This window comes from Rubrimonas sp., from assembly GCF_036788415.1.
In the GTDB taxonomy this organism is placed as follows: domain Bacteria; phylum Pseudomonadota; class Alphaproteobacteria; order Rhodobacterales; family Rhodobacteraceae; genus Rubrimonas.
On sequence record NZ_DAIQNN010000032.1, the window covers coordinates 1 to 24,218 of the forward strand.

Here is a 24,218-nt window from a genome sequence, read left to right on the forward strand (position 1 = left end):
ACCGCGCCGTGTCGCTGCTGCGCACCCGCGTCAACGTCGCCGTCGAGACGCAGAACCAGGCGCTGCTCGAGTCGATGAACTCCCGGGCCGAGATGCAGCTGCGCCTGCAGCGCACCGTCGAGGGGCTGTCGGTGGTGGCGATCAGCTATTACGCCGTCAGCCTCGCCGGCTACGCCGTCAAGCCGCTCGCGAAATTCGTCGCCATGGACGAAAGCCTTCTGCTGGCGCTGACCGCGATCCCCATCGTCGCGGGCGTCTGGGCCTTCATCCGTCGCATTCGAGAGAAGATCGAGCGCGAGGACTGACGCGCCGCCGCCCCTTTCAGCGATAAAGCATGATCGAGATGCGGCAGGCCCGGATCAGCTCCGACGTCGTGCTCCCGAGAACGAGGCTGCGCCAGCGCGAATGTCCGTAGGCGCCCATCGCCAGCAGGTCCACGCCCTCGCGCTCCACCAACGCGGCGATCGCGGCGCTCGGCTCGCCGGCGACGAGCCGCGCCTGCGACGCGTGCCCCTGCGCCTCCAGCCGCGCGCAGGCCGCGTCGAGGCGGGCGCGCTGCTCGGCGTCGGGCGCGCCGGCGATGGCGAGCGTGACGGCGAGCCCGCGATAGAGCGGATCGCGCGCCACCGCGTCCACCGCCCGCTCCGCGCTCGCCCGCCCGTCATAGGCGACGAGCAGCCGCTGCGGCGGGCGGAAGGCGCTTGAGGCGATCAGCACCGGGCGGGCGCTCGCGCGCGCGATCCGCTCGAGGTTGGAGCCCAGATGCAGCTGCGCGAAATCCGCCGCCTCGCCGCGCTTGCCGATCACCAGCAGCGCCGCGTCGGCCTCGCGCGCGGCGATCTCGTCGAGCAGATCGCCGCGGATCAACGCGGTGTCGACGTCCTGCGCCCCGGCCGCCTCGACCCGCGTGCGCGCCTCCTCCAGATCGAGCCGTGCGCCGCGCTCCAGCAGCAGCGCCCGTTCGGCCTCCAGGGCGGCGAGTTCCTCCTGCACCTGCCGGCGCGCGGGCGAGGCCAGCCGCGCCGCGAGCCCCGAGGACAGCGCGCCCGCCGCGCCGGCCCCCATCGCCTCGCGGCGTCCGAGCACTTTCAGAAGCGTCACCGGCGCCTTCATCCGCCGCGCCGCCCATGCCGCATGCTCGGCCACAGAGCGCGAATAGACCGACCCGTCGATGCAGGCGAGGATGGCGCTCATCCGGACCCTTTCCGCGCGGCGGCGACCCCTCGTCCGCGCCGGGACCGCTGCATCGCGCGATGCGCGCCGCAGGTCAAGGCGCGATGTCGCAGCGGCGGCGGGCCGCATCGCCTGCGCCGCAACCGCTGCGTGCGCCGCGCCGCGCCGCCTTGCAATTTCCGCCGCGACAGGCCAAGGAACGGCGCCCGGCGCGCGACCCCGCGCGGTCCGGGCTCGTTTCGCTCACCCCTACGAGCACGCAACTGGGATCGGCATGGCCAAAGAAGAGACGCTGGAATTTCCCGGGACCGTGGTCGAGCTGCTGCCGAACGCGACGTTCCGGGTGCAGCTCGAAAACGGCCACGAGATCATCGCCCACACCGCCGGCAAGATGCGCAAGAACCGCATCCGCGTCCTCGCCGGCGACAAGGTCCAGGTCGAGATGACCCCTTACGACCTGACCAAGGGCCGCATCACCTACCGGTTCAAATAGGCGTGTCCGCAGGCTCCGGGACGGCGCCGCCGCGCCTGATCCTCGCCTCCGCCTCGCCGCGCCGCCGCGAGTTGCTGGCGCGCATCGGCGTCGAACCCGCCGCAGTGCTGCCGGCCGACATCGACGAGACGCCCCGCGCCGCCGAGACCCCTCGCGCCTTCGCCCGCCGCATCGCCGCCGAAAAGGCCGAAGCCGTCGCCGGACGCGTTGAGGCAGAGGGCGGGCTGGTGCTCGCCGCCGACACGGTGGTCGCGGTCGGGCGGCGCATCCTCGGCAAGCCCGCCGACGCCGAGGAGGCCGGGCGGTTCCTCGACCTGCTCTCGGGCCGGCGCCACCGCGTGATCACCGCCGTCGCGCTCCGCCTCGGCGCGCGCGTCTGGGCGCGCGACGTCGAGACTTCGGTCAAGGTCAAGCGCCTGTCCGCTCCCGAGCGCGCCGCCTATCTCGCGAGCGGCGAGTGGCGCGGCAAGGCCGGCGGCTATGCGATCCAGGGGCTCGCCGCGGCGCTGATCCCCTCGATCAACGGCAGCTACACAAACGTCGTCGGTCTGCCGCTGACCGAAACCGCCAATCTGCTCGCCGGCGCCGGGTTGCGCGTCGCGCTGACCGGAGAGCCCGCATGAAGGGCCGCCTGATCGCCGTCGAGCGCCTCGGCGAAGGCGCTGTGGCTGCGGCGCTTCTCGTGGACGGACGGCTCGAGGACCTGCTGATCGACCCGCCCGAGGCCGATCCCCTGCCCCGCCCCGAGGCGCTGCACTGGGCGCGGGTGGAGCGGCTGGTCGCGGTCGCCGGCGCCGCCTTCGCGCGGCTGGGCGACGGGACGACCGGCTGGCTGCGCGCTCCGCAGGCGAGGCCCGGCGACATGCTCTGCGTCCAGGTCGCGCGCTGGCCCGATCCCGGCAAGGCGCCGCCGCTGAACGAGCGGCCCGTCTGGAAGGGCCGCTACGCATTGCTCACCCCAGGCGCGCCCGGCGCCAATGTCGCGCGCGGCATTCGCGGCCACGCCGAGCGGGCGCGGCTGCAGGCGCTGGCCGACGCCGGGCTCGCCGGCGCGCCCGACGATCTCGGCCTCGTGATCCGCACGGCCGCTGCGAACGCCGACGACGCCGCCATCGAAGGCGAGATCGCCGAACTGCGGGCCATGTTCGACGCCGACCGCGCCGCGATGACCGGGACCGCTCCCAAGCTTCTTCGCCCCGCCCCCGACGCCGCCGCGCGCGCCCTGCGCGACTGGGCCGATCCCGAGCCGGACGCGGTGGAGGAGGGCGAGGACGCCTTCGAGCGGCTCGGCGTGTGGGACGCCATAGCCGATCTGCGCCGCGCCCGGGTCGATCTGCCGGGCGGCGGCTGGATGAGCGTCGAGGCGACCGCCGCGATGATCGCGGTGGATGTCAACACCGGCGAGGATTTCTCCAAGGGCGCGGCCCAGCGCGTCAACCTCGCCGCTTGCGCCGAGCTTCCGCGGCAGCTTCGGCTGCGCGGCCTCGGCGGCGTCGCGCTGATCGACTTCGCGCCGCTGCCCAAGGGCGCGCGTCAGGGCGTGGAGAACGCGCTGAAGCGCGCCTTCGCCGAGGATCCGGTCGACACGACGCTGGCCGGATGGACCCCGCTGGGCAATTTCGAGCTGACCCGAAAGCGCGAGCGCCGCCCCCTGCGCGAGGCGCTGCGCGATGGCTGACGCGCCGCAGCCGCGCCGCCCCGCCCCGCGCTGCCCGGTCTGCGGCAAGCCGCGCGACCCGGCGTTCCGCCCGTTCTGCTCGCGCCGCTGCGCCGATGTCGATCTCGGACGCTGGCTGACCGAAGGCTACGCCGTGCCGGGCGAGCCCGCCGAGGACGAGAGCGGCGACCCGAAGACCTGACCGGCCGGCTAGAGCGGAGTTCGACCTGACAGAAGCCGGCCCAGAGCTAGGTGCCGTTGTTTTTGAAAGGAAAATTTGGTTACCTATCCTCTCTGGTCGGCTTTGCGCCCTAGCCGCCGGTCGTCTCGGCCCGCTTCGCCGCGACCCAGAGCGCCTCCAACTCGTCGAGCGTCGCCTGCTGCGGGGCGCGGCCCTGCGCGGCGAGCGCCGCCTCCATCGACCGGAAGCGCCGCTCGAACTTGGCGTTCACGCGCCGCATCGCCCGCTCGGGATCGATGTCGAGGCGGCGGCCCAGATTGACCAGCGCGAACATCAAATCGGCGAATTCGTCCTCGACGCGGTCGGGGTCCGCCCCTGCTCCCGTCTCCGCCGCGAGTTCCCGCGCCTCCTCGGCGATCTTGTCGGCGACCTGCCCCGCATCGTCCCAGTCGAAGCCGACCCGGGCCGCGCGCCGCTGCAATTTGACGGCCCGCGTCAGCCCCGGCAGCCCCGCCGGCACGCCGTCGAGCGCGCTCGCCGCCCCCGACCCGCCGCGCTCGGCGGCCTTGATCGCCTCCCAGGCCTCGGTCTGCTGCGCGGGCGTGCGGTCGCGGTCCTCGTCGCCGAACACATGCGGGTGCCGGCGCACCATCTTGTCGGCGACCGCGCGCGCCACCTCGTCGAAGCCGAACGCGCCGGCCTCCTCGGCCATCTGCGCGTGATAGACGACCTGGAGCAGCAGATCGCCGAGTTCGTCGCGGAGATCGTCCATATCCGCGCGCTCGATGGCGTCGGCGACCTCATAGGCCTCCTCGATGGTGTAAGGCGCGATCGAGCGGAAATCCTGCGCGACGTCCCACGGACACCCCGTTTCCGGATCGCGCAGGCGGCGCATGATCGCGCGCAGCCGCGCGAGCGGATCGGCGTCGGTCGGCGCGTCAGACATAGACGATCACCGCCGCGACCGTCGCGAGGATCTGGCCGAAATTGATCGCGACGGCCCCGCCATGCAGCCAGCCGAAGCGCCGCTTCGCCGCCTCGCCCGCGTCGCGCGCGGCGTTGATGCGCGGCATCAGGACTTGCCGCTGCACGATGGCGAGGATCGTCACCACCGCCATGATCTTCGACGAGACAGGCCCATGCCCGACGCAGCCGATCATGGCGAAGGCGCCGCAGCCGATGGTGAAGGCGTAGTACCAGGGGAAAGTCCCGCGCACGAAGCGCCCCGCCATGTCGGCGGGCAGCAGGCGGAAGGCCAGCGGCGCGATCATGAAAGTGAAGAGCCCCATGCCGCCGAGCATGAGGCCCAGCGCCAGCGCTCCGAGATTGTCCTGCATCCGCATCCTCCCGGCGTGAAACTGCGGGGGATGTAGCGGATGCGCCCCAAAAGAGCACGCCCCCGCGCGGCCTTCAGCGGTCGTCGCCCACGGCGCGCATCGGCGGCGCCTCGGCGTCGTCGCCGACCCGCCGCGCCGCGGCGCCGATGGCGCGCACTTCCGCCTCGGTCAGCCCCTGCGCGTCGCGGCCCTTGAGGTCGGGGATGCGCACGGTGACTTCCTTGTGCGCGAAATGGATCCCCTCGCGCTCGAACAACTCGCGAATTTCCGAATAGACCAGCTTGCGGGTCGTCCACTGATCGCCCGGCCGCGTCATGTATTTGACGCGGATGATCATCGCGCTGTCCTCCATCATGAACACGCCCTGACTCTTGAGCGGCTGGAGGAACTTGTGGCCCTCGACCGGATGCTCGAGCAGCCGCTCGCCGAGCTTCTTGATCAGCTTGCGGACTTTCTCGGGGTCGGTGTCGTAGGTCAGCCGCAGCGGCAGCTTCATCATCACCCAGTCGCGCGAGAAGTTGGTCAGATGCTTGATCTCGCCGAAGGGAATGGTGTGCAGCGCGCCAAGATGGTGGCGCAGTTGGAAGGAGCGCAGCGAGATCTTTTCGACCGTTCCCTTCACCTCGCCGACGTCGATGTATTCGCCCTTGCGGAAGGCGTCGTCGAACAGGAAGAAGGCCCCCGAGAGGATGTCGCGGATCAGCGTCTGGCTGCCGAAGCCGATGGCCAGACCGATCACGCCGGCGCCGCCGAGCAGGGGCGCGACGTTCACGCCGAGCTCCATCGCCACCAGGATCGCGACCGACGCGCCGATCAAGATCAGCACGGCGTTGCGCGCGAGCGGCAGCAGGGTGGCGAGCCGCGAGGACGCCGCCGCCGCCCCGCCCTCGTCGCCGGGCTCGGCCATCACCTCGACGTCGGCGCCTTCCTCGGCGATGCGGCGGTCGATCCAGATGCGGGCGGCGTGAAACAGGAAATAGCCGATCAGCGCGATGTCGATCACGTCCTGCGCGAGGTCGAGCGGCATGCCCTCCTGAAACAGCGGCCGCCCCCCGAGCAGCACGGTCAGCGCCCAGAGCGCGGCGCCGAACGCCAGAAGGCTCGCCATCCGCCGCGCGAGATCCTCGAAGCTGCGCATCCGGCGGCGCGAGGGCAGCTGAGGTCCGGGAGCGACGACGGGCGCGGACGCATGGGCGTGCAGGGCCGGCGCGGGTCCGCCGCCATCCCCGTCGCCGTCGTCGCCGTCGCCATCCGCGCCGCCGACCGCGTCGCCGGCAGGAGCCGCAGGCGCGAAGGGCTCGACCGGCCGGATCGGCGCGCGGGCCCGCCGCGCGATCCGGTCGATGACGTAAAGCGCGGTCCAATGCGCCGTCAGCCCGGCCAGCAGCACGCCGAACAGAACCCCGATGGTGGGCAGGCCCATGTCCTGCCCGAAGATCGCCCGCTGCGCGAGCGCGACGAAGCCGGCGATGAGGAACAGCGTCAGCGCCGGCCCCCAGAGCGTCGCCGCGAGCAGCGCGGGCCACGTCGCCTCTTGCGGCGAGGCGCCCTGCAGCAGCATCGAGCGGATCGCCGCGCGGTTGACCCAGGCGCCGGCCCCGATCAGCCCGATCTGGGCGATCAGCAGACCCATGCGCAGCAGCGCCGAGGTCTCGCGCGGCAGGCCGAGCGCGTCGAGCCACATCACCCCGGCGATCGACAGCACGGCGGCCAGCGTCGCCGCATAGAGCCAGCGATAGAGCCGCCGCGACGCGCGATCCGACAGTCCCGACAGGCGGAATTCCGGCAGAAAGGGCGCGCAGGCCATGCGCCAGAACGTGTCGACCAGCGTCATGGTCGCATAGGCCCCGAAGGCGATGATCGCCGTGCGCACCGCGGCCTCGTTGTCTTCGGGATAGAACCCGGCGCCGACCAGCAGCGCGACCGCCATCGTCAGCCCCAGACCGACCACGGTCATCGCCAGCCGCGCCGCGAGCACCGGCGCCTTGTCCGAAAAGCCGAGCGGCCCCGGCCCGGCTGCGACGGCGCGCTGCAGGCGCACGAAGACGGGCCGCGCGACATAGACGCCGTAGACCCGCGCAGCGGCGCGCCCGATCCCGATCAGCAGCACCAGAAACGCGAACAGGCCGAGGAAATAGGACGGCTCTCCGGTCGGGCTGGCTGCGGCGAGGGTGGCGCGGATGTCCGCCCCGATCAGCGGCGCGCGCTCGGCGAGCGCCCGCACGCCCTCCCGCGCGCGCCCGATGCCGCGCTGCGTGGCGTCGAGCGCCGAGGCCGCGCGATAGGTCTCGGCGATCTCGCCATAGGCCTGAAGGTCCGGCGCGCGGTCGGGCTCCGGCGCCGGGCGCTCGCCGATCAGGCCGTAATCCGCAAAGCCCTGCGGGGCGGCGGGCGATGCGGCCAAGGCGAGGCACAGCGCCGCGACGACCGCGAGCGCCCCGATCGCGAGGCGCCGCGCCGCAAGGTCAAGTGGCTGCATCCCCGGTCTCCTCTCGCGCCAGGACCGCCCGAGCGGGCGATGCGCCAAGAGCCCGGCGCGCTCCGTCCTGTTCGCCCTAACTCCTTATCAAGTTTCCTGTGGCCCAGTTGCAATTGCGCGCATCGCGACGCGCGGCTTTTTCTGGCCTTTTCCGGAAGGGTTGGTTACCGACGATGCTGGCGCTCAGACATCATCGCCCCACGCGACTGGCGCTCCGGGTGCGGAACGGGGGCGACGCGCGCCGCGCGACGCGATATGCCCGTTTCGCGCCCGAGCGCGGGCGGACGGGACTGGCCAGGATCGGCGGCATGAACTTCACGCGCCCACTCAGCGACCGCCGCCAGTCGGGAAGGCGCGCGCTGCTCTACAGCCACGACACGTTCGGCCTCGGCCATCTGCGGCGGTCGCGCGCGATCGCCCAGGCGCTCGCCGACTCCGATCCGACATTGTCGGCGCTGATCCTGACCGGCTCGCCGGTCGCCGGGCGCTTCGACTTTCCCGAACGCGTCGACCATGTCCGCCTGCCCGGCGTCGTGAAGCTGGCCGACGGCTCCTACCGCTCGCACAATCTGGGACTCGACATCGACGAGACCACCCATCTGCGCGGCGCGCTGCTCACGGCCGCCGAGACCGCCTTCGACCCCGACCTGCTGATCGTCGACAAGGAGCCGTGGGGGTTCCGCAACGAACTCGCCGGCACGCTCGAGACCGCCCGCGCGCGCGGCGCGCGGCTGGTGCTCGGCCTGCGCGACGTGCTCGACGCGCCGGGCCCGCTGGCCGAGGAATGGGCGCGCAAGGACGCGCTGACCGCCATCGAGCGCTTCTACGACGAGATCTGGGTCTATGGCGCGCCCGAGATGTGCGACCCGCTCGCCGGGCTGCCGCTGTCGGACGCCGCGCGGGCGCGCATCGTCTACACTGGCTATCTGCGCCGCGACATCGGCGCGCCGCCGCCGGGCTGGGCCGGCGCGCCGGAGGAGCCCTTCGTCCTCGTCACCACCGGCGGCGGCGGCGACGGGGCCGCGCTGATCGACTGGGTGCTCTCGGCCTATGAGCACGACCGCTCGATCCCGCTGCGCGCCATGCTCGTCTATGGGCCTTTCATGCAGACCGACCTGCGCGCGCGCTTCGACCAGCGCGCCGCCGCACTCGGCGACCGCATCGTCACCGCCGGATTCGAAAGCCGCCTGGAATGGCTGCTCGCGCGCTCGGCGGGGGTCGTGGCGATGGGCGGCTACAACACGTTCTGCGAGATCCTCTCGCTCGACAAGCCCGCGGTGATCGCGCCGCGAGCCGCGCCCCGGCAGGAGCAGCTGATCCGCGCCGAGGCGGCCGAAAGGCTCGGGCTCGCGCGGATGCTGCACCCGCCGCGCGACGGCGACGGGCCTGAAGTGATGGCGGCGGCGATCCGCGGCCTGCTCACCCAGCGTCGCCCGTCCGAAGGCCCGGTGGCGGGCCTGCTCGACGGCGCCGCGACCATCGTCGCCCGCGCCTTCCCCGACGCCCCTGTCCCCCGCGCCCTCCTGTCCCCGAGGATCGTTCCCCATGTCGCCTGACGCCTACGCAGCCGCCGCCGCCGACCCCGCGCAGGCCGCCGCCCCGCGCGGGCGCCGCGCGCAGGCCGGCCCGCCCCTCTCGATCGTGGTCAAGGGCTATCCGCGCCTGTCCGAGACGTTCATCGCGCAGGAGTTGAAGGCGCTCGAGGCGCGCGGCTTCCAGTTCGACATCTGGTCGCTGCGCAAGCCTTATGACGGCAAGACCCACCCGATCCACGAGAAGATCCGCGCCCAGGTCAACTACCTTCCGGAATATCTCCACGAGGAGGCCGGCCGGGTGATCGCCGCCTTCATCGGCGCGATGTTCAAGCGCGGGTTCCTCAACGCCTTCGCGGTGTTCCTCGGCGATCTGATGCGCGATTTCAGCCGCAACCGGGTGCGCCGTTTCGGACAGGCCTGCGTGATGGCGACCGAGCGGCCCAAGGGACTGCGGTTCGTCTATGCGCATTTCCTGCACACGCCGAGTTCGGTGGCGCGCTACGCGGCGATGATCCATGGCGTGCGCTGGGGTTTCTCGGCCCATGCGCGCGACATCTGGACGACGCCGAGCTGGGAGAAGACCGCCAAGATCGACGACGCGGCCTTCGGCGTCACCTGCACGCGCATCGGCCAGGCCCAGCTCAACGCGCTGTCCTCGACGGGGCCGAAGGTCGAGCTCGCCTATCACGGCCTCGACCTGTCCGACATCCCGCGCGGCCCCGAGACGCGCGAGCCGCGCAACGGCACGGTGCCCGGCGAGCATGTGCAGCTGATCTCGGTGGGGCGCGCCGTCGAGAAGAAGGGCTACATGGACCTGCTGAACGCGCTGGCCGATCTGCCCAAGATCATGCAGTGGCGCTTCACCCACATCGGCGGCGGCCCGGAGATGGAGGCGCTGAAGGCGCGCGCAAAGGATCTCGGCCTGTCCGGCAAGATCAAGTGGCTCGGCAAGCGCGACCGCCCCGAAGTGATCGAGGCGCTGCGCGCCGCCGACATCTTCATCATGCCCTCGCGCATCGCCTCGGACGGCGACCGCGACGGGCTGCCAAACGTGATCCTCGAGGCCGCGAGCCAGAATCTCGCCATCATCGCGACGCGGCTCTCCGCCATTCCCGAATTCGTCGAGCACGACGTCACCGGCGTTCTCGTGCGCCCTGGCCATGCCGCCGGCATGACCGAGGCGATCCAGCAACTCGCTCGCGACCCCAACAGGCGCGCCAATCTCGGCGTCGCCGCCCGCGCGCGGCTGGAGATCAAGTTCGGGCCGAAATCCGGGATCGAGGTCATCGCCAAGAAGCTGCGCGCGGGCCTCGGCGCCCCCGCCCCGGCTTCGGCGACCGAGCATCCGGCGGCGCCGGCCAAGCCCGCCGCCGAGACCGAGGCGACCGCGGCGAAGGCCGCGGCTCCGGGTCCGGGCGGGATCCGGATGGCCGAAGCGCTGCCGCCGGCGGCGGAATGAGCGCGGACTGACGGCGCGACGGCGCCGCAGACCCGAGCCGAGCGATGAGCAGCATCGCCTTTTACGCGCCGATGAAGCCGCCGGACCATCCGACGCCCTCTGGCGATCGGCGGATCGCCCGGCTCCTTCAGCGCGCCCTCGAACGCGCGGGCCACGACGTCGTGCTCGCCTCGCGGCTGCGTCTGCGCGAGGGCGCGGGCGACGCCGCCGCGCAGACGGCGCTCGCCGCCGCCGCCGAGGAGGAGGCCGACCGGCTGATCGGCGCGCTGCGCCTGCAGCGCCCCGCGCTGTGGTTCACCTATCACTGCTACTACAAGGCCCCCGATCTGATCGGCCCGCGCGTCGCCGAAGCGCTCGGCGTGCCCTATGTCGTCGCCGAGGGGACGCGGGCCGCGAAGCGGCTCCAGGGGCCGTGGGCGCGCTTCGCGGCGGCGTCTGAATCCGCGCTCGACCGGGCGGCGGCGATCTTCTGGTTCACCACCCGCGACTATCCCGCCCTCGAGGCCGCCCGTCCCCCGGCGCAGCGGCTGATCCACCTGCCCCCCTTCAGCGCGCTCGGCGAGATCGCCGCCGAGCCGGTGGCGCAGGACGGGCCGATCCGCCTCGTGACGGTGGCGATGATGCGCGCGCCCGACAAGCTCTCCTCCTATCGCGCGCTGGCCGCCGCGCTGGCGCTGCTCGACGATGTGGACTGGCGGCTGACGATCGGCGGCGACGGCCCCGCCGAGGCGGCGGTGCGCGCGGCCTTCGCGCCCTTCGGCGAGCGCGTGATCTTCGCCGGGCGCAAGGACGAGCGCCCCGACGTCCATGCGCTCTACGCCGGCGCCGACCTGCTGGTCTGGCCCGGCCACAACGAGGCGTTCGGGATGGTCTATCTGGAAGCTCAGGCGATGGGGCGGGCCGCCGTGGCCGAGAACCGGCCCGGCGTGCGCGAAGTCGTCGCCCCGTCCGGCGCGCTGACCGCCCCGAACGACCCGGAGGCCTTCGCCGAGGCGATTCGCCGGTTCGCCCGCGACCGCGCGGCGCTCGCCCGCGCCGGCGCCGCCGCCCGCGCCCACATGCTCGCCCATCACGGCATCGAGGCCGCCGGCGAGCGCCTGCGCGCGGCGCTCGCCCCCCTGCTCGCCTGAGGCCGCGCGCGACGGATTGCGCCCGATGGCCGCGAGGCGCTAAGCCCGCGGCGACGCCGCCCTTCGCGCGGCGCGGAGGCGGGCGATGGACGAGCCCCTGATCGAGGCGCGCGGCCTCGGCGTCGCCTATGGCGGCGCGCAGGCCCTGCGCGATGTGGATTTCGAGATCCGCCGCGGCGAGATCGTCACGGTGGTCGGCCCGAACGGCTCGGGCAAGACGACGCTGCTGCGCGCGCTGATCGGCGCCGTCGCGCCGAGCGCCGGGACGATCCGCCGCGCGAGGGGCCTGCGCGTCGGCTACACGCCGCAACGCCTCGCCGTCGACCGCTCGATGCCGATCACCGTGGACGGCTTCCTGGCGCTGGCGGGCCGCGCCGACGCCGACGCCCGCCGCGCCCAGCTCGCCCGCGTCGGCGCGCAGGGGCTCGCAGGGCGCCAGCTCACCGACCTCTCCGGCGGCCAGTTCCAGCGCGTGCTGCTGGCGCATGCGCTGCTGCGTTCGCCCGACCTGCTGGCGCTCGACGAGCCGACGTCGGGGCTCGACCAGCCGGGCGAGGCGGCGTTCTACAAGCTGATCGCGGCGGTGCGCGCCGAGACGGGCTGCGCCGTGCTGCTCGTGTCGCACGATCTGCATGTGGTGATGGGGGCGTCGGACCGGGTGATCTGCCTCAACGGCCATGTCTGCTGCGAGGGCGCGCCGACGCAGGTGCTCGCCCAGCCCGAGTACCGCCGCCTGTTCGGGCTCGCGACGCAGGGCGCGCTCGCGCTCTACCAGCACCGTCACGACCACAGCCACGACGCCGCCCCCGCCCCCGAGGACCCGCAATGAGCTGGGCGCCGCCCGAATTCCTGATTCGCGCCGCTCTGGCGGGCGTCGGCGCCGCGTTCGCCGCCGGACCGCTCGGCTGCTTCGTGCTGTGGCGGCGCATGGCATATTTCGGCGATGCGACCGCGCATGCGGCGATCCTCGGCGTGGCGCTCGCGCTGGCGTCCGAGACGCCGGTGTTTCTGGGCGTGCTGGCCTCGGCGCTGGCGATGGCGGTCTGGGTCTCCGCCGCCTCGGGGCGGACTTACGCGATGGACGCGATGCTCGGCGTCTCGGCCCATGCCGCGCTCGCCTTCGGACTGATCGCGCTGTCCTTCCTGCCGGACGTGCGCATCGACCTGATGGGCTACCTGTTCGGCGACATCCTCGCCGTCGGATGGCGCGACGTGGCGACGATCTGGGCCGGGGCGGCGCTGGCCGCCGGGCTTCTGGCGTGGCGCTGGCGCGACCTGATCACCTCGACCCTCAGCGCCGATCTCGCCGCAGCCGAGGGGTGCGACCCGCGCGCGGCGCAGATGATACTCACCATCGCGCTGGCGCTGCTGGTCGCCGTCGCGCTCAAGGTGGTGGGGGCGCTGCTCATCACGGCGCTGCTGATCATCCCCGCCGCCGCCGCCCGCGCGGTCGCCCGCACGCCGGGCGCGATGGCGGTCGCCGCGGTCGCGGCGGCGACGGTCGCGGCGCTGGCGGGGCTCGGCGCGTCATGGCGGCTCGACACGCCGGCGGGTCCCAGCATCGTCGCCGCCGCCGTCGGCCTGCTGGCTCTGGCGACCGGCGTCTCAGCTCTCGCGCGGCGGGGCTGAGAGGGCGGGCGCCCGCCGCTCGCGGCGGCCACTCTGGCCTATGGTGCTGCGAGAGAGGATTGAACTCTCGACCTCTCCCTTACCAAGGGAGTGCTCTACCACTGAGCTACCGCAGCGTCGCGGCGTTCCTAGCCCGACGCCCTCGCCGTGACAAGGCCGTCGGCGCATCGCCGGCTGCGGCGCTGGACGCGGCCCGGGCGGGCCGCTAGACATCGCGGTCATGGCCCGACGCAACGACGACATCCCCGACAGCGACGCCGCCGCCGCGCGGCGCCGGCGGCTGACCGAAGCGCTGCGCGACAATCTGCGCCGGCGCAAGGCGCAGGCCCGCGCGCGCGGCGCCGCCGAACCGTCCGACGACCTGCCGGACCCCGCGCCGGACGAGTCCGGCCCGGATCGCTGAACGCGCGCGCCGGAGCCCGGACGGAATGGACAGGATCGCGATCACCGGCGGCGCGCCGCTCCAGGGCGAGATCGCCATCGGCGGGGCCAAGAACGCCTGCCTCGCGCTGATGCCGGCGGCGCTGCTCACCGATCAGCCGCTGACGCTGACCAACGCGCCGCGGCTCGCCGACATCGCCACCATGCGCCAGCTTCTGGAAAGCCTCGGCTGCGAGATCGCGGCCCTCCAGCACGGCCGCGCGCTGGCGATCTCGGCGGCGCGAATCGCCAGCCGGACCGCGCACTACGACATCGTGCGCAAGATGCGCGCCTCGATCCTCGTGCTCGGCCCGCTGCTCGCGCGCGAAGGGGCGGCGGTGGTGTCGCTGCCCGGCGGCTGCGCGATCGGCGCGCGCCCGGTGGACCTGCACCTGTCGGGCCTCGAGAAGATGGGCGCGACGCTGGAGCTGCGCGAGGGCTATGTGCACGCGCAAGCGCAGGGCGGGCTGCGCGGGGCCGAGATCGCCTTTCCCTTCGTCTCGGTCGGGGCCACCGAGAACCTGCTGATGGCGGCGACGCTGGCCAGGGGGACCACCCGGCTGCGCAACGCCGCCTGCGAGCCCGAGATCGTCGATCTGGCGCGCTGCCTGCGGGCGATGGGCGCGCAGATCGTCGGCGAAGGGACGCCCGAGATCGAGGTGCAGGGCGTGGCGGCGCTGCATGGCGCGACGCATGCCGTGATCGCGGACCGGATCGAGCTCGGCACCTACATGCTCGCCCCGGCCATCGCCGGCGGCGAGGTCGAGCTGATCGGCGGCGGGCGGGCGCTGGTCGGCGCGCTGTGCGATCTGCTCGAAGCGGCGGACGTCTCGGTCGAGGACACGCCGCGTGGGCTGAAGGTGCGCCGGCGCAACGGGATCGTGCGGGCGATGCGGGTCGAGACCGCGCCCTATCCCGGATTTCCCACCGATCTTCAGGCGCAGATCATGGCGCTGCTGACCCAGGCCGAGGGCGAGAGCGTGATCTCCGAGCGCATCTTCGAAAACCGGTTCATGCATGTGCCCGAACTCGCGCGCATGGGGGCCGAAATCGCGGTGCATGGCGGCGCGGCGACGGTGCGCGGCCCCGCCGCGCTGCGCGGCGCGCCGGTCATGGCCTCCGATCTGCGCGCCTCCGCCGGGCTTATCCTCGCGGCGCTGGCGGCGCGGGGCGAGACGGTGATCAGCCGCGTCTACCATCTCGACCGGGGTTACGAGCGCGTGGAGGAGAAGCTCTCCGCCGTCGGCGCCCGGATCGAGCGGCTGCGCGAGCCCGCCCGATGAGCGCGCCGCCGCGCCCCGAAGCGCAGGACGCGCCGTTCCTCGACCCCGGCGACCGCCCGCTGCGGCTGCGCGCCGAGACGCCCGAAGACCTCGCGGTGATGGCCGCGCTCACGCAGGACGCCGTGGGGAAGGTGGCGGATGCGGCGTGGCTGCGCCGCAAGCGCCGTTTCGTCGCCGTGCTGAACCGCTTCCGCTGGGAGGATGCGACGGCGGCGGATCGCGGGTCGCGGCCCTATGAGCGGGTGCGCGCGGCGCTGACGGTCGAGAACGCGATGGAGGTGCGCGCCAGGGGCGTCGCGCCCGGGGCGCGCGATCAGGTGTTCAACCTGCTCGACATCGGGTTCGCCCCGGGCGCCGACGGCGCCGGCGTGTTGCGGCTGACCCTGTCCGGCGGCGCCGAGATCGAGATCGAGGTCGAGGCGCTGGAACTGTCGCTCGGCGATCTGTCGCGCCCCTGGGAGGCCCAGGCCGCCCCGCGGCACGACGACTGAGACGCGCCGGCGGCGTTTGTCTCGCCCGGCGCGACTGACTAGAGTGCGGCGACACCACTTGCGACGGGCGGCGATGCGGGCGATGGGCAGAGTGCTGAAGGTCGCCGCCGCGCTGGGGCTGATCTTCGCGACGCTAGGCGGATCGGCCGCCCGCGCGCAGCCCGCAGGGCTCGAGTTCGACCGCGACGCGCCCGTCGCGCTGGTCGCCGACAGGGTCAGCTACGACGACCGGGCCGGCACCGTGACGGCCGAGGGCAATGTCGAGGTCTTCCACGGCGACCGCAACCTGACGGCGTCGCGCATCGTCTATGACAGCCGCACCGGGCGCATCACGGCGGAGGGGCCGATCGTGCTGCGCGACCCTGAAGGCGCGACGGTGCTGGCCGACGCCGCCGCGATCGACGCCGATCTGCGCGCGGGCGTGGTGCAGGGCGCGCGCGCGGTTATCGGCGACGGCGCGGCGACCCTCGCGGCCGTCGAGGGCCAGCGCGTCGACGGGCGCTACACCGCCTTCTCCAAGGCGGTCTATTCCTCCTGCGAGGTCTGTCCGGAAGCGCCGACGCCGCTCTGGCGCATCCGGGCGCGGCGGGTGATCCATGACGAGCTCGAGCGCGTCGTTCATTACGAGGACGCGGTGTTCGACGTGATGGGCGCGGCGGTGCTGTGGCTGCCCTATTTTAGCCTGCCCGACCCCACGGTGACGCGGCGCAGCGGCTTCCTGACCCCGACGGTCCTGCAGTCGACCACCTACGGCTATGCGGCGCGGATCCCCTATTTCGTCGCCATCGACCCCAGCCGCGACGCCACGATCACCGCCTTTCCCACGAGCCGCGACGGTCTGATCCTCGAAGGCGAGTATCGTCAGGCCTTCGATTTCGGCGAGATGACGTTCTCGGCCAGCGGCGGCGCGCTGGACACCGCGCCAGGCGGCGGAACGCGGTGGCGCGGCGCGATCTTCGGAGAGGGCCGGTTCGACGCTGCGGAGTTCGGCGCGCCCGAGGGGACGGTCGCGGGCTTCGACCTCGCCTTCGCCAGCGACGACGGCTACCTGCGCCGCTACGACTTCACCCGCGACGACCGGCTCGAGAGCGAGATTTTCGTCGAGAACTGGGGTGCGCGGGACTATTTCAGCGCGTTTGGCGCCCATGTGCAGTCGCTGCGCGAGGACGAGCCGCAGGACGAGATCCCCCTCGCCCTGCCCGGCTTCGACGCACGGAGGGTCCTCGACGCGCCCGGGGGCTTCGGCGAGATCGGCCTGACGGCGGGCGGCGTGCTGCTGACGCGCCAGAGCGGGCGCGACGTGGCGCGCCTGTCGCTCGGCGCCGACTGGCGCGAGGACGCGGTGCTCGACAACGGCGCGGTCGCGGCCGGCTTCGCGGCGGTGCGGGGCGACGCCTACCATGTCGCAGACGACCCCGACTTCGAGGACGATTTCGTCGCCCGCCTCGCGCCCTTCGCCGGCGTCGAGATCGGATATCCGCTGATCGCGCACAGCGGAGACACGGCGCATCTGCTGCAGCCCCGCGTCCAGCTCGTCGTTGCGCCGAATGATGTGAATTCCGAGGACATTCCGAACGAGGACAGCCTGATCGTCGAGTTCGACGAGACCAACCTGTTCGATCCCAATCGCTTTCCCGGGTATGACCGGGTCGAGAGCGGAACGCGGCTCAATCTCGGCGTCCGCTACACCCGCATCGCCGACGATCCGGTGACGCTCGACGCCAGCCTCGGCCAGGTCTTCCGGCTGTCCGAGGAAGGCGCCTTCTCCGACGGCTCGGGCCTCGCCGAAACCGCGTCCGACACGGTGGCGAGCCTGACATTCGGCTACGCCCCCTATCTCATGGTCAGCAACCGCATCCGCGTCGACGACGAGTTCACGGCCAATCGGGCCGAGACGCGCGGCTGGGTCTCCCTCGGCCCCGCGCGGCTTCAGGGCGGCTATGTCTATCTCGCCAAGGACGCCACGGCTGGCGCCGACGACGACCGCGCCGAACTCGAACTCGCCGCCGAAATCGACCTGACGCCGAACTGGCGGCTGTCGGGCGCGACGCGCCGCGACCTCGAAGCCGACGCGACGGTCGAGGCGGGGCTGAGCTTGCGCTACCTCAACGAATGCGCCTCGGTCGAGTTGTTCGCCTCGCGAGACTTCACCGAGACCGCCGACGCGCCGGCCTCGACGGATTTCGGGGTCCGCGTCAGTCTGTTCGGCCTCGCCGATGGCGGCGGGCCGCGAAGTGGGGTATGCGGCGCGCGGCGATGAGCGGACGACCCGACCTCCCGCCCCGCCATCCGCCCGCCGCCCGCGCGCTGGACCAAGGAGCCCAAAGATGCGCCACCAGATCCGAGCCGCCGCCGGCCGCCTCGCCGTCGCTCTGACGCTTGCGCTCGCCGCCCTCGCCGGGCCCGTCGGCGCGCAGACGGCCTTCGCCCCGGTCGCCGTGGTCAACGACTTGCCGATCACCGGTTACGAACTCGAGCAGCGGATGCGCCTGCTCGCCTTCAACGGCGCGCCGCAGGGGCCGCGGCTGCGCGAGATCGCGCTGGACCAGCTGATCGAGGACCGGCTGAAAGTCGAGGCTGCGGCGCGCGGCGGCCTGCCCGTCGATCGCGTCGACAAGGCCGATCTCGCGGCCCGCTTCGCCCAGCAGCGCGGAACCGACCCCGACGCGCTGCGCGCGAGCCTCGCGCGCAGCGGCGTCGCGCCCGAAAGCCTCGAAGAGGCGCTCGCAGCCGATGCGGTCTGGCGCGACCTCGTGCGGCGGCGCTTCGGCCCGCGCGCCACGGCGACCGAGGCGGAGATCGATCAGGAGATCGCGCTGGCGCGCGAGGGCCGCGTCCGCTCGTTCCGCCTCGCCGAGATCGTCATCCCGAACCGCCCGCGCGGCGCGCAAGCCGCGATGGCCGAGGCGCAGGCGCTGGCCGCCGAGTTGCGCGGCGGCGGCGATTTCGCGGCCGCAGCGCGCCGGCGCAGCGCCGCGCCGAGCGCCACGCGCGGCGGCGACATCGGCTGGACGCCGGAAGCGAACCTGCCTCCCGCGATCCTGAGCGCGCTCGACGGCGTCGCCGACGGGGGGATCGCCGGGCCGGTCGAGGTGCAGGGCGGCGTCGCGCTGCTGCGGCTTCTGGAGCGGCGCGAACAGCAGGCCCCCTGGGCGGGCGAGGGAACCGTCGAGATCCTGATGGTCGCAGCGCCGCTGCGCGACCCGGCCGCCGCCGCCGCCGCGCTGACGCCGATCGTCGCCGGCGCCGCCTCCTGCGACGAAGCGCAAGCGCGCGCGGAGGCGGCGGGTCTGCGCGCCGAACGGCCGCCACGCGGGCCGCTGTCGCGGCTTCCCCCGCAGGTGCGCGACGCGGTGTCGGCGTTGCAGGAGGGGCAGGCGACCGGTGCCGTCGCGGGCTCGAACGGCCATGCGATCTTCATGATGTGCGCGCGAGAGAGCGGCGTCAGCGCCGAAGCGCGCGAGCAGGTGCGCGACCAGCTCCGCGAGCGCCGGCTCGTCAGCTTCGCCGACGGCTACCTGCAGGAGCTTCGCGGCGACGCGGTGATCGAACTGCGATGAGCGCGCCGCTCGCCCTGACGATGGGCGACCCCGCAGGCGTCGGCGGCGAGATCGCCGTCGCCGCATGGCGCGCGCTCCGCGAGACCGGACCCGCCTTCTTCTGCGTCGACGATCCCGACCGTCTCGCCGCGCTCGGCGCGCCGACGCAGCCGATCTCGGGACCCGCCGAAGCGGCTGCGCTTTTCCAGCAGGCGCTTCCGGTGCTGCCGGAGCCGCTCGCGGCCCCCGCCCCGCCGGGCCGGCCGAACCCCGCCAACGCGGCCTGCGTCGTGCGGGCCATCGACCGCGCCGTGGCGCTCGCGCAGTCGGGGGCGGCGGCGGCGGTGGTCACGAACCCGATCAACAAGAAGGCGCTGCGCGACGGGGCGGGCTTCGCCTTTCCCGGCCACACCGAATATCTCGCGCATCTGGGGGGCGCGGCGCGCCCGGCGATGATGCTGGTCGCGGCGGGGCTGCGCGCCGTGCCCGTCACCATCCATGTCGCGCTGCGCGAGGCGGTCGATCTGCTCTCGACCGCGCTGATCGTGGAGACGGGGCGCGTCGTCGCCGAGGGCTTGCGGCGCGATTTCGGCATCGCGGCGCCGCGGCTGGCGGTGTCGGGGCTCAATCCGCATGCCGGCGAGGGCGGCGCGATGGGGCGCGAGGAGATCGAGATCGTCGCGCCCGCCGTCGCGGCCCTGCGCGCCGCTGGGATCGACGCGGTCGGCCCGCTTCCCGCGGACACGATGTTCCACCCGGCGGCCCGCGCGCGCTATGACGCGGCGCTGTGCATGACGCATGATCAGGCGCTGATCCCGGTCAAGACGCTCGATTTCGACAGGGGCGTGAACGTGACGCTCGGCCTGCCCTTCATCCGCACCTCGCCCGATCACGGCACGGCCTACGACATCGCGGGAACCGGGCGCGCGAGCCCGCTCAGCCTGATCGAGGCGCTGCGGCTCGCCCGCGCGATGGCCGACGCGCGCGCCGCGCGGGCGGCAGCGTGACCACGGCGCCGGACGGCCTGCCGCCGCTGCGGGAGGTGATCGCGCGCCACGGCATCGCCGCCAAGAAGGGGCTGGGGCAGAACTTCCTGCTCGACCTCAACCTCACGGGCCGGATCGCGCGGGCCGCGGGCGATCTGAGCGCGACGGACGTGCTCGAAGTCGGGCCGGGGCCCGGCGGGCTGACGCGGGCGCTGCTGGCCGCCGGGGCGCGGCGGGTCGTGGCGGTGGAGCGAGACCCGCGCTGTCGCGAGGCGCTGGCCGAGATCGCGGCGCGCTGGCCGGGGCGGCTCGAAGCGGTCGAAGGCGACGCGCTGGAGGTCGACGCGGCGGCGCTGCTCGGGCGGCCCGCGGCGGTGGTGGCCAATCTGCCCTACAATGTCGGCACGGCGCTGCTGGTGGGCTGGCTGCGCGCGCCCTTCCCGCCCTGGTGGTCGCGGCTGACGCTGATGTTCCAGCGCGAAGTCGCCGAGCGGATCGTCGCGGCGCCTGGCTCGGGCGCCTATGGGCGGCTGAGCGTGCTGGCGCAATGGCGCTGCGAGGCGCGAATCCTGTTCGACGTGCCGCCGCAGGCGTTTTCGCCGCCGCCCAAGGTCACCTCCTCGGTGGTCTCGATAGCGCCCCTCGACGCGCCGCGTGCGCAAGCCGACCTCGCCTTGCTGGAGGAGGTCACCGCGGCGGCCTTCGGCCAGCGGCGCAAGATGCTGCGGCAGGCGCTCAAGGGGCTTGGCGTCGCCCCGGAGACGCTGCTCGACGCCGCCGGCATCGAGCCGACGCGCCGCGCCGAGACGCTGCCGGTCGAGGCGTTCTGCGCGCTCGCCCGCGCTCTGGCGCAGGCGCGCTGAACCGGCCCGCGGGGCGACGCAAGCGGGCTGCGGTCAGACGCTGGGCGCCTGCGCGTCGCCCAGCGCGCCCTGCGGCGCCTCGTCCGGCGGGCCATCTGCCGTCCCTTCGGGCGCGGCGTCGGGCGCGCGCCGGGCGCGGCGACGCGGCGCGCGCTTCGGCGCGGGCTCCGCCGGCTCTGCTGCGGGCGCGGCGACGGCGCCGGGCTCCGCGCCGTTCTGCGCCGCCGGGTCCGACGCCGCGCTCGCCACAGGCTGCTCGGCCGGCTCGGCAGGCGGGCGGCGATCGGCGTGATCCTCGGGCGTGGGCACGAGGGCGGGCGCGTCGCCCAGATCGTCGTCGGACGGATCGATGGTCTCCAGACCGCCCGCCTGCGCCTCGCGCCGCGGCGCGAAGTCGGGGCCGCGCGGCGGGCGCTGGTCGTCGCGGCGCCGCTGATCGCTGTGGCGCTGGTCGTTCTGGCGCTGATCGTTGGGGCGATGGTCGCCGGAGCGGTGATCAGGGCCGCGCTGATCGCCGCCGCGCGCCTCGAAGGGGCGCTGCTCGTGGGCACGCTGGTCCTGCGCGCGGGGCTCCTGTCCGCGCGGATCGCCGTCGCGGTCGTCCTCGTCCTCGTAGGCGTCGTCCTGATCGCGCTGAGCGCCGCCGAACTGCCGCCCGCGCTCCTCGCCCTGCTCGATCGCTGCGTTCAGCATCCGGATGTAATGCTCGGCGTGCTGAAGGAAGTTCTCCGCCGCCACGCGGTCGCTCGACGTCTGGGCGTCGCGGGCGAGCAGCAGATACTTGTCGATGATCTGCTGCGGGGTGCCGCGCACCTTGCCCTCGGGGCCGGCGCTCTCGAAGACGCGATTGACCACGTTGCCCATCGGCTTGCGCCCGCTCTTGTTGCGGCCGCTTCTGTTCTTCTGCGAAGGTCTCATATGCGCCATGTCTGTTGCGGCGCCCGAGGGTGGTCGGGCGCGGCGCAGTCTGACGTCGCACGATCTGCGCGCAACGCTGCTGTCGCCTGTCAATCTCGCGAGTGGATCGCGCGCCCGGTCCCCACGGCGCGTCGCATGCGACGTCGCCTCCCCCGGGCAAGCCGACCTTATACCCGGGCGCAACCGCGCCACAACCTCAAAAAAGTCGCGGATTGGCGACGACTGCGCTTGCGCGCGGCCTCAGCGCGCGAGCCGCAGCGTTCGCGGCCTGCCGTCGAGATCGCGGCGCAGCGCCGGCTCGGGCCAGCCCGCTCCGCGCGCGAGCGCGGCGACCGCCTCCGCCTGCCCTGCCCCGATCTCGAGCAACGCGGCGCCTCCGGGCGCGAGCGCCGCGTCGAGCCGCGACAGGATCGCGCGGTAGGCGTCGAGCCCATCCGCCCCGCCGTCGAGCGCGAGGCGCGGCTCCGCCCGCAACTCGGCCGGGATCGCCGCCATGTCGGCGGCGTCCAGATAGGGCGGGTTCGCGACGATGAGATCGGCCGGCGCCGACAGCCCGTCGAGCCAGTGGCCGAGCCGCAGCGCGACCCGGTCGGCGACGCCCAGAGTCTCCGCATTGCGCGCGGCGACGGCGAGGGCCGCGGGCGAGGCGTCCACGCCCTCGCCGCGCACGGTCGGCCATTCGGCGAGCAGGCTCAGCAGGATGCAGCCCGAGCCTACGCCGAGATCGAGGATGCGGGCGGGCGGCGACCCCTCCAGCGCCCAGGCGACCAGGATTTCGGTCTCGGGGCGCGGGTCGAGCACGTCGGCGGTGACGAAGAAGTCGCGGCCCCAGAACGCGCGACGCCCCAGAACATGGGAGAGCGGCGCGCCAGACAGACGGCGTTCGACGCCCTCGGCGAAGCGCGCGGCCTCGTCCCGGTCCATTTCGGCGGCGTCCGCCGACAGGAGCCGCGCAGCGTCGAGCCCGCTCGCCCAGCGCAGCAAGAGGCGCGCCTCGCGGGCGGGGTCGGGCATGCCGGCGGCGCGCAGGCGGGCCGCGGCGTCGCGCATGGCCTCGTCGCGGCGCATCGCGCTCAGCCGTCGAGCGCGGCGAGGCGCGCGGCCTGGTCGGCCTCGGCCAGCGCGTCGACGATTTCGTCGAGATCGCCCTGAAGCACCTGATCGAGCCGGTAGAGGGTGAGGTTGACGCGGTGGTCGGTGACGCGGCCCTGCGGGAAATTGTAGGTGCGGATGCGCTCGGAGCGGTCGCCCGAGCCCACCTGCCCCTTGCGGTCGGCGGCGCGCGCCCCGTCCGCCTCGCGACGGGCGAGGTCGAACAGCCGCGCGCGCAGCACCTCCATCGCGCGGGCGCGGTTCTGGTGTTGCGATTTCTCAGACGCGGTCACGACGATGCCGGTCGGCAGATGCGTCAGCCGCACGGCGCTGTCGGTGGTGTTGACGTGCTGCCCGCCCGCCCCGCTCGCGCGCATCGTGTCGATGCGGACGTCTTCGGGGCGGATCTCGACGTCGATCTCCTGCGCCTCGGGCAGCACGGCGACGGTCGCCGCGGAGGTGTGGATGCGCCCGCCGGCCTCGGTCGCGGGCACGCGCTGGACGCGGTGGACGCCCGATTCGAATTTCAGCCGTGCGAAGACGCCCTCGCCGCGCACCGCCGCCACCGCCTCGCGCACGCCGCCGAGTTCGGTCGGGCTCTCCTCCAGCAGTTCGAACCGCCATCCCTTCGCCTCGGCGTGGCGCTGATACATGCGCAGCAGGTCGGCGGCGAAGAGCGCGGCCTCCTCTCCTCCGGTCCCCGCGCGGACTTCGAGGATCGCGGGGCGCGGGTCGGCGGCGTCGCGGGGAACCAGCGCGAGGGCGAGCGCGCGCTCGACCTCCGGCGCGCGGGCGCGCAGGGCGGCCAGTTCCTCCTCGGCGAGCGGGCGCATCTCCGGATCGGCCCGCATCGCTTCGGCGGCGGCGATCTCGGCATGCAGGGCTCTCCAGGCGGCGGCCTGCTCGGCGACGGGCTTGAGCTCGGCGTATTCGCGCGAGAGCGCTGCGATCTCGGGGCCGGCGGCCTCGGCGAGGCGCGCCTCGACGAAGCCGAAACGGTCCAGCAGCGCGGCGATGCGGTCGGGCGAGATCATCGGCGCGGTTTGGCGCGCGACGCGATCCGGGTCAACCGGGCGCGGACCCACAGGGCGCGCGGCGCCCCGCGCGCCGGGCCTTCCCCTCGACGCACGGGGCGGCGAGTATGCGGGCCGCGAGCGTCATCGCGCCGTCACGTTCCGGCGCTATGGCTCTCGCGCGGATCAGGGAGGCGAACATGAAGATCTACAGGGCGCGGATGCTGCACGGTCGCTCGGGCGCCGAGGGCCTCCACGATTTCGAGGGACCGGACGATCTGTTCACCCATTCGCCGATGACCATCATGCGCCACTTCATGGAGCACGCCTCCGAGAAAGGCTATCACGAGCATGAAGACTACGAGGTCTATTCGGCGCTGAAGAACCGAACCGACGACGTCGTAACCGTGCTCGGCGAGTTCCACTACACCAAGACGAGCCGCTCGCCCTTCGTCTGCATGATCGCCGAGCGCGAAGCGGAGTAACCGCGGTCGCGGGACCAGCCGCTGCGGAGCGCCGCAGGGGCGGCGTCTCGCAACC

25 protein-coding genes and 1 tRNA gene are annotated in these 24,218 nt (G+C 73.5%); 18 read left to right on the forward strand and 8 right to left on the reverse strand.

Annotated features, from left to right (window positions below; genetic code table 11):
• A partial coding sequence (locus V7Q31_RS09515; RefSeq protein WP_333833497.1) for a DUF3422 family protein occupies positions 1 to 305 on the forward strand: 305 nt, incomplete at its 5' end.
• A gap of 16 nt (positions 306 to 321) precedes the next feature.
• On the opposite strand, the gene V7Q31_RS09520 is transcribed toward V7Q31_RS09515, so the two are convergent.
• Complete coding sequence (locus V7Q31_RS09520; RefSeq protein ID WP_333833498.1) at positions 322 to 1,194, reverse strand: universal stress protein; 873 nt, start codon at positions 1,192 to 1,194, stop codon at positions 322 to 324.
• A gap of 253 nt (positions 1,195 to 1,447) precedes the next feature.
• Here V7Q31_RS09520 and infA point away from each other — a divergent pair, with 253 nt between their 5' ends.
• The 4 genes from infA to V7Q31_RS09540 are packed head-to-tail and all read left to right on the forward strand — an operon-like array spanning position 1,448 to position 3,525.
• Positions 1,448 to 1,666, forward strand: a complete 219-nt coding sequence (gene infA / locus V7Q31_RS09525) for a translation initiation factor IF-1 (protein WP_156260378.1) — start codon at positions 1,448 to 1,450, stop codon at positions 1,664 to 1,666.
• Between the two features lie 2 nt (positions 1,667 to 1,668).
• Entirely contained in the window at positions 1,669 to 2,289 is a 621-nt protein-coding gene (locus V7Q31_RS09530; protein WP_333833503.1) for a Maf family protein, read from the forward strand.
• The gene (locus tag V7Q31_RS09535; protein ID WP_333833505.1) at positions 2,286 to 3,344 is read left to right on the forward strand and encodes a ribonuclease E/G; all 1,059 of its coding nucleotides are present in this window, start codon (positions 2,286 to 2,288) and stop codon (positions 3,342 to 3,344) included. The genes V7Q31_RS09530 and V7Q31_RS09535 overlap by 4 nt, the downstream gene beginning before the upstream one ends.
• Entirely contained in the window at positions 3,337 to 3,525 is a 189-nt protein-coding gene (locus tag V7Q31_RS09540; protein ID WP_333833507.1) for a DNA gyrase inhibitor YacG, read from the forward strand. Before V7Q31_RS09535 ends, V7Q31_RS09540 begins: the two co-directional genes overlap by 8 nt.
• 109 nt (positions 3,526 to 3,634) lie before the next feature.
• Here the strand turns inward: V7Q31_RS09540 and mazG are convergent, their stop codons facing one another.
• From mazG to V7Q31_RS09555, 3 genes are all read right to left on the reverse strand, one after another.
• Complete coding sequence (gene mazG, locus V7Q31_RS09545) at positions 3,635 to 4,450, reverse strand: nucleoside triphosphate pyrophosphohydrolase (RefSeq protein WP_333833509.1); 816 nt, start codon at positions 4,448 to 4,450, stop codon at positions 3,635 to 3,637.
• Complete coding sequence (locus V7Q31_RS09550) at positions 4,443 to 4,841, reverse strand: DUF4149 domain-containing protein (RefSeq protein WP_333833511.1); 399 nt, start codon at positions 4,839 to 4,841, stop codon at positions 4,443 to 4,445. The genes mazG and V7Q31_RS09550 overlap by 8 nt, the downstream gene beginning before the upstream one ends.
• 73 nt (positions 4,842 to 4,914) lie before the next feature.
• The gene (locus V7Q31_RS09555) at positions 4,915 to 7,320 is read right to left on the reverse strand and encodes a mechanosensitive ion channel family protein (RefSeq protein WP_333833513.1); all 2,406 of its coding nucleotides are present in this window, start codon (positions 7,318 to 7,320) and stop codon (positions 4,915 to 4,917) included.
• A 308-nt stretch (positions 7,321 to 7,628) separates the two neighbouring features.
• Between V7Q31_RS09555 and V7Q31_RS09560 the strand changes: the two genes are divergently transcribed.
• The 5 genes from V7Q31_RS09560 to V7Q31_RS09580 all read left to right on the forward strand — a co-directional run bounded on the left by V7Q31_RS09560 (position 7,629) and on the right by V7Q31_RS09580 (position 13,073).
• Positions 7,629 to 8,876 (forward strand): glycosyltransferase family protein, encoded by a 1,248-nt coding sequence (locus V7Q31_RS09560; RefSeq protein ID WP_333833514.1) that lies wholly within the window; start codon positions 7,629 to 7,631, stop codon positions 8,874 to 8,876.
• Positions 8,866 to 10,314 carry a glycosyltransferase family 4 protein gene (locus V7Q31_RS09565; RefSeq protein ID WP_333833516.1) on the forward strand — a complete coding sequence of 483 codons (1,449 nt, stop codon included), beginning with the start codon at positions 8,866 to 8,868 and terminating at the stop codon, positions 10,312 to 10,314. Before V7Q31_RS09560 ends, V7Q31_RS09565 begins: the two co-directional genes overlap by 11 nt.
• Positions 10,315 to 10,358: 44 nt before the next feature.
• A complete protein-coding gene (locus V7Q31_RS09570; RefSeq protein ID WP_333833517.1) occupies positions 10,359 to 11,444 on the forward strand; it encodes a glycosyltransferase family 4 protein in 1,086 nt (361 codons plus the stop codon).
• Positions 11,445 to 11,529: 85 nt separating this feature from the next.
• On the forward strand, positions 11,530 to 12,273 hold the full coding sequence (locus V7Q31_RS09575) for a metal ABC transporter ATP-binding protein (protein ID WP_333833519.1): 744 nt from the start codon (positions 11,530 to 11,532) through the stop codon (positions 12,271 to 12,273).
• Positions 12,270 to 13,073: a metal ABC transporter permease gene (locus V7Q31_RS09580; protein ID WP_333833521.1), complete on the forward strand. Its 804-nt coding sequence runs from the start codon at positions 12,270 to 12,272 to the stop codon at positions 13,071 to 13,073. The genes V7Q31_RS09575 and V7Q31_RS09580 overlap by 4 nt, the downstream gene beginning before the upstream one ends.
• A gap of 41 nt (positions 13,074 to 13,114) precedes the next feature.
• On the opposite strand, the gene V7Q31_RS09585 is transcribed toward V7Q31_RS09580, so the two are convergent.
• Positions 13,115 to 13,189: transfer RNA gene (locus V7Q31_RS09585), tRNA-Thr, on the reverse strand.
• 104 nt (positions 13,190 to 13,293) lie between these two features.
• On the opposite strand from V7Q31_RS09585, the gene V7Q31_RS09590 reads away from it, so the two are divergent.
• From V7Q31_RS09590 to rsmA, 7 genes are all read left to right on the forward strand, one after another.
• Positions 13,294 to 13,476 carry a hypothetical protein gene (locus tag V7Q31_RS09590; protein WP_333833522.1) on the forward strand — a complete coding sequence of 61 codons (183 nt, stop codon included), beginning with the start codon at positions 13,294 to 13,296 and terminating at the stop codon, positions 13,474 to 13,476.
• 25 nt (positions 13,477 to 13,501) lie between these two features.
• Entirely contained in the window at positions 13,502 to 14,776 is a 1,275-nt protein-coding gene (gene murA / locus V7Q31_RS09595; protein ID WP_333833523.1) for a UDP-N-acetylglucosamine 1-carboxyvinyltransferase, read from the forward strand.
• Positions 14,773 to 15,267: a DUF2948 family protein gene (locus V7Q31_RS09600; RefSeq protein WP_333833525.1), complete on the forward strand. Its 495-nt coding sequence runs from the start codon at positions 14,773 to 14,775 to the stop codon at positions 15,265 to 15,267. The genes murA and V7Q31_RS09600 overlap by 4 nt, the downstream gene beginning before the upstream one ends.
• 82 nt (positions 15,268 to 15,349) lie before the next feature.
• Positions 15,350 to 17,527 carry an LPS-assembly protein LptD gene (locus V7Q31_RS09605; RefSeq protein ID WP_333833527.1) on the forward strand — a complete coding sequence of 726 codons (2,178 nt, stop codon included), beginning with the start codon at positions 15,350 to 15,352 and terminating at the stop codon, positions 17,525 to 17,527.
• Between the two features lie 67 nt (positions 17,528 to 17,594).
• Entirely contained in the window at positions 17,595 to 18,827 is a 1,233-nt protein-coding gene (locus tag V7Q31_RS09610; RefSeq protein WP_333833529.1) for a peptidylprolyl isomerase, read from the forward strand.
• Complete coding sequence (gene pdxA, locus V7Q31_RS09615; protein ID WP_333833531.1) at positions 18,824 to 19,813, forward strand: 4-hydroxythreonine-4-phosphate dehydrogenase PdxA; 990 nt, start codon at positions 18,824 to 18,826, stop codon at positions 19,811 to 19,813. Before V7Q31_RS09610 ends, pdxA begins: the two co-directional genes overlap by 4 nt.
• A complete protein-coding gene (gene rsmA / locus V7Q31_RS09620) occupies positions 19,810 to 20,655 on the forward strand; it encodes a 16S rRNA (adenine(1518)-N(6)/adenine(1519)-N(6))-dimethyltransferase RsmA (protein ID WP_333833533.1) in 846 nt (281 codons plus the stop codon). Before pdxA ends, rsmA begins: the two co-directional genes overlap by 4 nt.
• Positions 20,656 to 20,688: 33 nt before the next feature.
• Here rsmA and V7Q31_RS09625 read toward each other — a convergent pair whose 3' ends face one another.
• The 3 genes from V7Q31_RS09625 to prfA form a co-directional block, all read right to left on the reverse strand.
• Entirely contained in the window at positions 20,689 to 21,573 is an 885-nt protein-coding gene (locus V7Q31_RS09625; protein WP_333833535.1) for a DUF4167 domain-containing protein, read from the reverse strand.
• A gap of 240 nt (positions 21,574 to 21,813) precedes the next feature.
• Positions 21,814 to 22,641, reverse strand: coding sequence for a peptide chain release factor N(5)-glutamine methyltransferase (gene prmC, locus V7Q31_RS09630; RefSeq protein WP_333833537.1), 828 nt, complete (start codon positions 22,639 to 22,641; stop codon positions 21,814 to 21,816).
• A 5-nt stretch (positions 22,642 to 22,646) separates the two neighbouring features.
• Positions 22,647 to 23,699 carry a peptide chain release factor 1 gene (prfA, locus tag V7Q31_RS09635; RefSeq protein ID WP_333833539.1) on the reverse strand — a complete coding sequence of 351 codons (1,053 nt, stop codon included), beginning with the start codon at positions 23,697 to 23,699 and terminating at the stop codon, positions 22,647 to 22,649.
• 179 nt (positions 23,700 to 23,878) lie between these two features.
• Here prfA and V7Q31_RS09640 point away from each other — a divergent pair, with 179 nt between their 5' ends.
• Positions 23,879 to 24,163, forward strand: a complete 285-nt coding sequence (locus V7Q31_RS09640) for a hypothetical protein (RefSeq protein ID WP_333833541.1) — start codon at positions 23,879 to 23,881, stop codon at positions 24,161 to 24,163.
• Positions 24,164 to 24,218 lie beyond the last annotated feature (55 nt).